Origin of the sequence: Burkholderia sp. IMCC1007 (assembly GCF_027257875.1) — a bacterium.
Lineage (GTDB): Bacteria > Pseudomonadota > Gammaproteobacteria > Burkholderiales > Burkholderiaceae > Burkholderia.
Genome location: NZ_JAPVQY010000034.1, coordinates 77921 through 86020 on the forward strand (window position 1 = coordinate 77921; position 8100 = coordinate 86020).

An 8100-nucleotide genomic window follows, 5' to 3' on the forward strand; every position below is an offset into this window, starting at 1 on the left:
CAGCAAAATAACGGTGTTCGAACCCCGTTACGGAGCCGTCATGCCTTGCGCCCCGCCCGCACGACGCCCGGCACTTCGCCGAGCAGCGTACACGCGCGCTGCACCTGCGCCGAGTTCGACACCTCGACCGTGAACTGCATGAATGCCGCGTTGCGGCGACTCTGCGTCTTCACGCCGACCACGTTCATCTTCTCGCGCGCGAACACTTCGGAGATATCACGCAGCAAGCCCTGACGATCGCTCGCCTCGATCATCAGGTCGACCGGGTAGACGGACGCGCCGCGGCCGCCGAGCACGTCGGCCGACCAGGTGGTCTGCAGCACGCGCTCCGGCGCGCGGTCGGCCATCCGCTGGAAAGTCGAACAGTCGCTGCGGTGGATCGACATCCCTTTGCCGCGCGTCACGAAACCGCAGATCGGATCGGGCGGCGCCGGACGGCAGCAACGCGCGAGCTGGGTCAGCAGTGCGTCGACGCCGACGACCAGCACGCCGGTCGACGCGCCGTGCGCGACGCTCGCCCCGCTGCTGCGCTTCTCGAAATCGGCGGGCGCCTCGGGCGCGTGCTCCGGCGGCGGCGCATCGGACAGCGCGTGCTCGACGTTGCGCAGGCTGAACTCTTCCTTGCCGACCACCGAGAACAACTCGTCGGGCGACTTGAAGCCGAGCTTCGCGGCAAGATTGTCGAGATTGACCGACGTCTTGCCCTCGCGCTGCAGCGTCTTTTCGACGAGCGCGCGGCCGTGCGCGATGTTCTCCTCCTGCTCGATCGAGTTGAACCACGCGCGCACCTTCTGGCGCGCGCGCGGGCTCTTCAGGTAGCCGAGCTGCAGGTTCAGCCAGTCGCGCGACGGGCCGCCCTCCTTCACCGCAACGATCTCGACCGTCTGGCCATTCGCGAGCGGCGTGTTCAGCGGGACCATCACACCGTCGACGCGTGCGCCGCGGCAGCGATGACCCAGCTCGCTGTGCAGGTGATAGGCGAAATCGACCGGCGTCGCGCCCTGCGGCAGCGCGATCACGCGCGCCTGCGGCGTGAGCACGTAGATATGATCGTCGTCGAGCGACGTCTCGCGCAGTTGCGCCCACGCCTTGTCGCCCGACACCTCGGTGCCGTCCTCGACGTCGTCCTTCCATGCGAGCAGCTGACGCAGCCACGCGATCTTCTCGTCGTACTTGTCGCTCGCGGAGAACTGGCCGCCGTAGCCGCGCGTGCCGGCTTCCTTGTAGCGCCAGTGCGCGGCGACGCCGTACTCGGCGAAGCGGTGCATGTCCTGCGTGCGGATCTGCACTTCGAATGCGCGGCCGTCGTCGCCGATCACGACCGTATGCAGCGACTTGTAGCCGTTCGGCTTCGGCCGCGAGATGTAGTCGTCGAATTCCTTCGGCACCGGCTGCCACAGGTGATGCACGATGCCGAGCACCGCATAGCAATCCTTGATGTCCGGCACGATCACGCGGAATGCGCGCACGTCGTACAGCTCGGAGAAGTCGAGCTCCTTGCCGCGCATCTTGCGCCAGATGCTGTAGATATGCTTCGGCCGCCCGCTGACGTCGGCCGGAATATGCGCTTCCGCCAGCTCGTGCTGCAGCCGCTCGATCGCCTGAGCGACATACGCCTCGCGCTCGATGCGCTTCTCGTCGAGCAGCTTCGCGATGCGCTTGTAGGTGACCGGATCCTCGAAGCGGAACGCGAGATCCTCGAGCTCCCACTTCAATTGCCAGATGCCGAGCCGGTTCGCGAGCGGCGCATAGATCTCGAGCGTCTCGCGCGCGACGTCCGGCGGCGGATCGATCTTCGCCGCCGCGTAGTAGCGCAGCGACTGCAAGCGGGACGCGAGCCGGATCAGCACCACGCGGATGTCCTGCGCGAACGCGAGCAGCATCTTGCGCAGCGCTTCGATCTGCGTGCGCCGCTCTTCCGCCGCGTCGCGCCCGGTGTCGGGCATCGCGTTCTGCGCGGCGCGCAGGCTGACGGTGCCGAGCCGCAGCAGCTTGCGCACATCGGCCACCAGCCGGGCGACCTCTTCGCCGAAGCGCTCGGTCAGCTCCCGTTCGGGGTCGCTCAGATGCGGCGTCAGCACGAACAGCGCCGCGGCCTGCATCGCGTGCGGATCGACGTTCAGCGTGCGCATGATGGACGCCGTGCCCGCCGAGTGATCGGCGAGCAGTTCGCCCGACGACAGGCGCGCGTCGCCCGCCCGCTCGCGCACGAACGCGAGCACGTCGTCGAACGACGGCGTCGCGACGGAAGAGGCGGAAGCGGACTCGGTCATCGTACGGCCTGGCGCAGTGCGGTCATCGTGGGTGCTTCGCTCAGCTCCGTTGCGCGGCGACGACGACGATCTCGACGAGCAGCGCGGGATCCGCGAGCTTCGCCTCGACGGTCGCGCGCGGCGGCGTGTTGCCCTGCGCGACCCACGCGTCCCACTCCGCGTTCATGCCCTCGAAGTTCGCGAGATCGGAAATGTAGATCTGCACCGACAGCAGATGCGCCTTGTCGCTGTTCGCTTCGGCGAGCAGGCGATCGATGTGGCCGAGCACTTCGCGCGTCTGGCCGCGGATGTCCTGCGTGGTGTCTTCGGCGATCTGGCCGGCCAGATACACGGTACCGTTGTGGATCGCGGTTTCGGAGAGACGGGCCCCGACGTGGTGACGAATGACTGCCATGGAATGTTCCGGTCGTGATGGGTAAGGAATCGGGCGGCGGCACGGCCCGCGTGCCGTCGAACCGCATATTATGACGTGTTTATGCGTCGCCTTCGACGAAAAACCGCCGCGCGAGCGCAATCTGGTCGGCGCTGATGAACGCCGGCGCATGGCCGGCGCCCGCAATCTCGACCTGCTTCACATGCCGGCCGCGACGCACCATCTCGGCCGCCGTCTCGCGCGACAGCAGGTCGGAGCTTTCGCCGCGCACGACGAGCAGCGTCGCGTCCGTCGTCTCGATCGCGCGCCACAGCGCGGCCTCGCCGAGCGCGGCCAGTTCGGGCGTCGTCGCCTTGAACGGCTCGGCGATGCGCGGATCGTAGCGCATCGTCCAGCCGCCTTCGGGCAGTTCATGCAGCAGCGGCCCGTTGATCTCGCGCCACTCGTCGGCACTCAGCGCGCCGAACGGCAGCGACAGCGACGTCAGGTAATCGATCGCCTCCTGCTCGGTCTTAAAGCGCGGCTGCACGCCGAGGTATTCGCCGATGCGCGTCAGCGAATCGGGTTCGATGCGCGGGCCGACGTCGTTGACGATCATCCGGCGCACCGGCGAACCGGGCAGCCCCGCGAGCGCCATGCCGATCAGCCCGCCCATCGACGTGCCGAACCAGTCGACCGATTCGACGTCGAGCCGCGCGATCAGCGTGACCATGTCGGCCACGTACTGCGGAATCGCATAGTGCCGCGGATCGGCCAGCCGGTCCGACCGGCCACGCCCGACCACATCGGGGCAGACGACGCGATACGTATCGGACAGCGCGGCGGCGAGCCGGTCGAAATCGCGCCCGGAACGCGTCAAGCCGTGCACGCAGACGAGCACGCGCGGATTCGCGCGATCGCCCCATTCGGTATAGGCGACGTGGTGAAGGCCGGCCGCGCTCGCACACTGCACGCGCCGCTGGCGGGGAACCGGGAGATTCGCTGGGGTCGTTGGCATCGTTGGCATCCTGTCGAACGGGGGCGACGCGCGGGGCAACGCTTGCGGCGCCCGATGCAAACGATTGTAAACCGCTTCGGAATGACGGGGCGCCACGCGCAGGCGATCCTGCACCGGGCGGCAACGCTTTATGCCACCGGTTTGGCGGTACCGCTCGACGGCGGCGGCGCGACCGCGTGACGCGCGCGTTCCAGAAAGAACGCCCCGCGTTCCGTCAGGAACGCGGGGCGTCGACGATCACGCGCCAGGGTAGTGCTCAGGCCACGGCGCTGACGTCGAGCGGTGCGCCCGTCTTCGCCTGGATCTCTTCGGCGCTCACGCCGTCGGCGAGCTCCAGCACCTTCAGGCCGTTCGGCGTCACTTCGATCACGCCGAGATCGGTGATGATCAGGTCGACCACGCCGACGCCCGTCAACGGCAGATTGCATTCGTCGAGAATCTTGTGCTGATCGCCCTTCGCGACATGCTCCATCAGCACGACGACGCGCTTCACGCCCGCGACGAGGTCCATCGCGCCGCCCATCCCCTTGATCATCTTGCCCGGGATCATCCAGTTCGCGAGGTCGCCGCTCTTGCTGACCTGCATCGCGCCGAGGATCGCGAGGTTGATGTGGCCGCCGCGGATCATCGCGAACGAATCGGCCGACGAGAAGATCGACGAGCCCGGCAGCGTCGTGACGGTCTGCTTGCCGGCGTTGATCAGGTCGGCGTCGACTTCGTCTTCGGTCGGCGACGGGCCGATGCCGAGCAGGCCGTTCTCCGACTGCAGCCACACCTCGACGCCTGCCGGCACGTGGTTCGCGACGAGCGTCGGCAAGCCGATGCCGAGGTTCACGTAGAAGCCGTCCTGCAGTTCCTGCGCCGCGCGCGCGGCCATCTGGTCACGATTCCAGGCCATGTCAGTCTCCTTTCGCGCGTACGACGCGTTGTTCGATGCGTTTTTCCGGCGTCGCGTTCAGCACGATGCGCTGCACGAAGATGCCCGGCGTATGGACCTGGTCCGGATCGAGCGTGCCGTTCTCGACGATCTCCTCGACCTCCGCCACCGTGATCTTGCCCGCCATCGCGCACATCGGGTTGAAGTTGCGAGCGGTGCGGCGATAGATCAGGTTGCCGGACTTGTCGGCCTTCCACGCCTTGACGAGCGCGACGTCGGCCGTCAGCGACGGCTCGAGCACGTAGTGGCGATCGCCGAACTGGCGCGTTTCCTTGCCTTCCGCGATCACGGTGCCGTAGCCGGTGTTCGTGAAGAACGCCGGGATGCCCGCGCCGCCGGCGCGCAGCTTCTCGGCGAGCGTGCCCTGCGGCGTGAATTCGAGCTCGAGCTCGCCGGCCAGGTACTGGCGCTCGAACTCCTTGTTCTCACCGACGTACGACGAGATCATCTTCTTGATCTGGCGCGTTTCCAGCAGCAGGCCGAGACCGAAGCCGTCGACGCCCGCATTGTTGCTGATGCAGGTGATGCCCTTGACGGCGGAATCGCGCAGCGCGGCGATCAGCGCCTCGGGAATCCCGCACAGGCCGAAGCCGCCCACCGCGAAGGTCTGTCCGTCGCGGACGATCCCTTCCAGCGCGGCAGCCGCGCTGGGATAGACTTTGTTCATCTGTATGTCCCTTCCTCTATGGAAACCAGCAAAACCGGTTCACGCGCCTGTACGGCCCGCAAGCCTGCCGCATCATTCTATGCATGCGCGGCGATGCGTGCGTCGAAACGCGCTGTTTTTATATCGCGGCAAAGCGCCGCGAGATGCCTGAAAGGGTACGATGCGGCGCGGATGCGGCACAATACGCAAAAATACATAAGCGTTTGCCTCCGCTTGCCTGCGCCATGCCCGCTCTCGATTACCAGACTGCCTTCCACCTCGCGCCGCTCGGCCTCGTGCTGTCGCGCGACCGCGTGATCGAGGACTGCAACGACGCGCTCGCGTCGATCTTCCGCTGCGCGCGGGCCGACCTGATCGGAAAATCCTACGAAGTGCTCTATCCGTCGCCGGACGAATTCCAGCGGATCGGCGAGCGCATCTCGCGTGTGATGATCGCGAACGGCATCTACGCCGACGACAGAATCATGAAACGAGCGGACGGCGAGCTGTTCTGGTGCCACGTGACGGGCCGTGCGCTCGACCGTACCGCGCCGCTCGCGGCCGGCGTGTGGACCTTCGAGGATCTGAGCGCGACGCGCCGGGTCGCCGTCGAACTGACGCCGCGCGAACGCGAGATCGCCGCGCAGCTCGCGACCGGCAAGACGAGCAAGCAGATCGGCCGCGTGCTCGACATCAGCTCGCGTACCGTCGACATCTACCGCGCGCGGCTGATGCGCAAATACGGCACGAACAATACGCCGGAACTGCTGCAGCGCCTGCTCGGCCAATGACGGCGGCGCCGCAATGACGATCGGCCGCATGACGCGGCCGATTCGGCGATCATCCTGACATGGCGACACATCGGCGCGGCGGCGCCGGGTTCATCGCTACCGTGCTCAGTCGACCTTCGTCGCCAGCGCGCGCTCGATCGTGTCGCGCAGCAGCTGCGGCAGCGGCACCGACTTGCCGAGCGCGTAGTCGACCCACACGCAGCGTGCGTTGCCGCGCGCATAAACGTGGTGCGGATCGTCGGCGCGCGTGAGCTCGAAACCCGTGTCGAAGCTGCTGCGGCCCGGTTTCGCGGCCGACAGCCTCGCGATCACGTCGCCCGGGTAATGCAGTTGCTTCAGGAATTCCATCGACGCGGTGACGATGACAGGCCCCTGCCCTTCGCCGTTGCCGCCCGCGATGCCGAGTGCCTCGAACCACGAGATCCGGGCCTGCTCCATGTAGCGGAAATAGACCGTGTTGTTCACGTGGCCGAACGCGTCCATGTCGCCCCAGCGGATCGGCATCGACATTTCAAAAACGGGGGAGTAATCGCTTGGTGCGCTCATTGCTGCCTTCTTTGTTGCTGAATGTCATCGGCTCACGCGACGCCGAAGCCGTCGTCGGCGGAGATAATCGAGCCGTTGATGAACTGCGACTCGTCGGCCGCGAGCAGCAACAACAGCCCGTCGAGATCCTGCGGCTTGCCGACGCGCCGCCGCGGCAGCATCGACTGCAGCTTCTGGCCCTGCTCGGTTTCCCACAGGTAGTGATTGATCTCGGTATCGATATAGCCCGGGCAGATCGCGTTGACGTTGATCCCGTGGCGGCCCCATTCGAGCGCCATCGCGCGCGTCATGTGCACCACCGCGGCCTTGCTCATCGCATACAGCCCGATCTGCGCAAACGCGCGCAAACCGGCCACCGACGCGATGTTGATGATCCGGTACGGCGGCTTGCCGTTGCCGTTCGAGCGCATGATCATCCGCTTCGCGACTTCCTGCGCGACGAAGAACGCGCCGCGCGTGTTCGTATCGAACACGAACTCGAAATCGGCCGGCGTCACGTCGACGAGCTTCTGCATCGTCGACACGCCCGAATTGTTCACGAGGATGTCGATCGTGCCGGCTTCGGTCTCCGCGTGCGCGACGGCCGCCTTGATGCTCTGCTGGTCGGTGACGTCGAGCGACACGACATGCGCGGCGCCGCCCGCCGCCTCGATCTCCGCACGCAGCTCCTTCAGGCGCTCGACACGGCGGCTCGCGAGCACGACCTTTGCGCCGGCCTGGGACAGCACCTGTGCGAAGCGTTGCCCGAGGCCGCTCGACGCACCCGTGACCAGCGCAACCTTGCCTTCCAGATTGATCGATCGACCCATTGCAGATCCCCTTTCGATGTCGTTTCGCCACGGCGGGCGCCCTATCCCGTGCAGCATAACCCTAGCACGAAAAATAGAACGACCGTGCTAATCTATTCGCATGCTGTTGCGGCAAGCGTTTTGTTTCGCAGACAATACGGTCCCGAATAAAAGCATTCTAACGGTTAGAGGAACGCCAATGACCCCCGCAAGCCTCATCGAGCAATACGGCCCGCGCGAATCGATGGAATATGACGTCGTGATCGTCGGCGGCGGCCCCGCCGGGCTGTCCGCGGCGATCCGGCTCAAGCAGCTGGCCGCCGAGAAAGGCACCGAGATCGGCGTGTGCGTGCTCGAGAAGGGTTCCGAGATCGGCGCGCACATTCTGTCGGGCGCGGTGATGGACCCGCGCGCGATCACCGAACTGTTCCCCGACTGGAAGGAACGGGGCGCACCGTTGAACGTCGAGGTGACGGAAGACCGCTTCCTGTTCCTGTCCGAGAAGAGCGCGATCACGACGCCCAACTGGGCACTGCCCGCCAATTTCCAGAACCACGGCAACTACGTGATCTCGCTGGGCAACGTCACGCGCTGGCTCGGCCAGCAGGCCGAGGCGCTCGGTGTGGAAATCTTCCCGGGCTTCCCGGCCGCGGAGATTCTGTACAACGACGACGGCTCGGTCAAAGGCGTCGCCACCGGCAACATGGGCGTCGGCAAGGACGGCGAGCCGACCGAGAACTTCCAGCTCG

Annotated in this window: 9 protein-coding genes; 2 read left to right on the forward strand and 7 right to left on the reverse strand. The window is 66.3% G+C overall.

Annotated elements, in window-relative coordinates; all coding sequences use genetic code 11:
- Window positions 1–38 precede the first annotated feature (38 nt).
- The 5 genes from O1Q03_RS25470 to O1Q03_RS25490 all read right to left on the reverse strand — a co-directional run bounded on the left by O1Q03_RS25470 (window position 39) and on the right by O1Q03_RS25490 (window position 5247).
- The gene (locus tag O1Q03_RS25470) at window positions 39–2273 is read right to left on the reverse strand and encodes a RelA/SpoT family protein (RefSeq protein WP_269506781.1); all 2235 of its coding nucleotides are present in this window, start codon (window positions 2271–2273) and stop codon (window positions 39–41) included.
- A gap of 40 nt (window positions 2274–2313) precedes the next feature.
- Entirely contained in the window at window positions 2314–2667 is a 354-nt protein-coding gene (locus O1Q03_RS25475) for a RidA family protein (protein ID WP_027784253.1), read from the reverse strand.
- Window positions 2668–2746: 79 nt separating this feature from the next.
- Complete coding sequence (locus tag O1Q03_RS25480) at window positions 2747–3643, reverse strand: alpha/beta fold hydrolase (RefSeq protein WP_269506782.1); 897 nt, start codon at window positions 3641–3643, stop codon at window positions 2747–2749.
- A 256-nt stretch (window positions 3644–3899) separates the two neighbouring features.
- The gene (locus O1Q03_RS25485; protein WP_269506784.1) at window positions 3900–4541 is read right to left on the reverse strand and encodes a CoA transferase subunit B; all 642 of its coding nucleotides are present in this window, start codon (window positions 4539–4541) and stop codon (window positions 3900–3902) included.
- 1 nt (window position 4542) lies between these two features.
- Window positions 4543–5247 carry a CoA transferase subunit A gene (locus O1Q03_RS25490; protein ID WP_012363722.1) on the reverse strand — a complete coding sequence of 235 codons (705 nt, stop codon included), beginning with the start codon at window positions 5245–5247 and terminating at the stop codon, window positions 4543–4545.
- 224 nt (window positions 5248–5471) lie between these two features.
- Here O1Q03_RS25490 and O1Q03_RS25495 point away from each other — a divergent pair, with 224 nt between their 5' ends.
- Window positions 5472–6017, forward strand: a complete 546-nt coding sequence (locus O1Q03_RS25495; RefSeq protein WP_269506787.1) for a LuxR C-terminal-related transcriptional regulator — start codon at window positions 5472–5474, stop codon at window positions 6015–6017.
- Window positions 6018–6122: 105 nt separating this feature from the next.
- On the opposite strand, the gene O1Q03_RS25500 is transcribed toward O1Q03_RS25495, so the two are convergent.
- Both O1Q03_RS25500 and O1Q03_RS25505 read right to left on the reverse strand, forming a co-directional pair.
- On the reverse strand, window positions 6123–6563 hold the full coding sequence (locus O1Q03_RS25500; RefSeq protein WP_269506789.1) for an acyl-CoA thioesterase: 441 nt from the start codon (window positions 6561–6563) through the stop codon (window positions 6123–6125).
- A gap of 32 nt (window positions 6564–6595) precedes the next feature.
- A complete protein-coding gene (locus tag O1Q03_RS25505; protein WP_269506790.1) occupies window positions 6596–7372 on the reverse strand; it encodes an SDR family oxidoreductase in 777 nt (258 codons plus the stop codon).
- A 178-nt stretch (window positions 7373–7550) separates the two neighbouring features.
- Here O1Q03_RS25505 and O1Q03_RS25510 point away from each other — a divergent pair.
- Window positions 7551–8100 (forward strand): NAD(P)/FAD-dependent oxidoreductase (locus O1Q03_RS25510; RefSeq protein ID WP_269506791.1); only part of this gene is annotated, 550 nt, incomplete at its 3' end.

Bases quoted from the DNA above. Each gene is read 5' to 3' on its own strand.
- O1Q03_RS25470 (WP_269506781.1), bottom strand. From the start codon at position 2,273: ATGACCGAGTCCGCTTCCGCCTCTTCCGTCGCGACGCCGTCGTTCGAC.
- O1Q03_RS25475 (WP_027784253.1), bottom strand. From the start codon at position 2,667: ATGGCAGTCATTCGTCACCACGTCGGGGCCCGTCTCTCCGAAACCGCG.
- O1Q03_RS25480 (WP_269506782.1), bottom strand. From the start codon at position 3,643: ATGCCAACGACCCCAGCGAATCTCCCGGTTCCCCGCCAGCGGCGCGTG.
- O1Q03_RS25485 (WP_269506784.1), bottom strand. From the start codon at position 4,541: ATGGCCTGGAATCGTGACCAGATGGCCGCGCGCGCGGCGCAGGAACTG.
- O1Q03_RS25490 (WP_012363722.1), bottom strand. From the start codon at position 5,247: ATGAACAAAGTCTATCCCAGCGCGGCTGCCGCGCTGGAAGGGATCGTC.
- O1Q03_RS25495 (WP_269506787.1), top strand. From the start codon at position 5,472: ATGCCCGCTCTCGATTACCAGACTGCCTTCCACCTCGCGCCGCTCGGC.
- O1Q03_RS25500 (WP_269506789.1), bottom strand. From the start codon at position 6,563: ATGAGCGCACCAAGCGATTACTCCCCCGTTTTTGAAATGTCGATGCCG.
- O1Q03_RS25505 (WP_269506790.1), bottom strand. From the start codon at position 7,372: ATGGGTCGATCGATCAATCTGGAAGGCAAGGTTGCGCTGGTCACGGGT.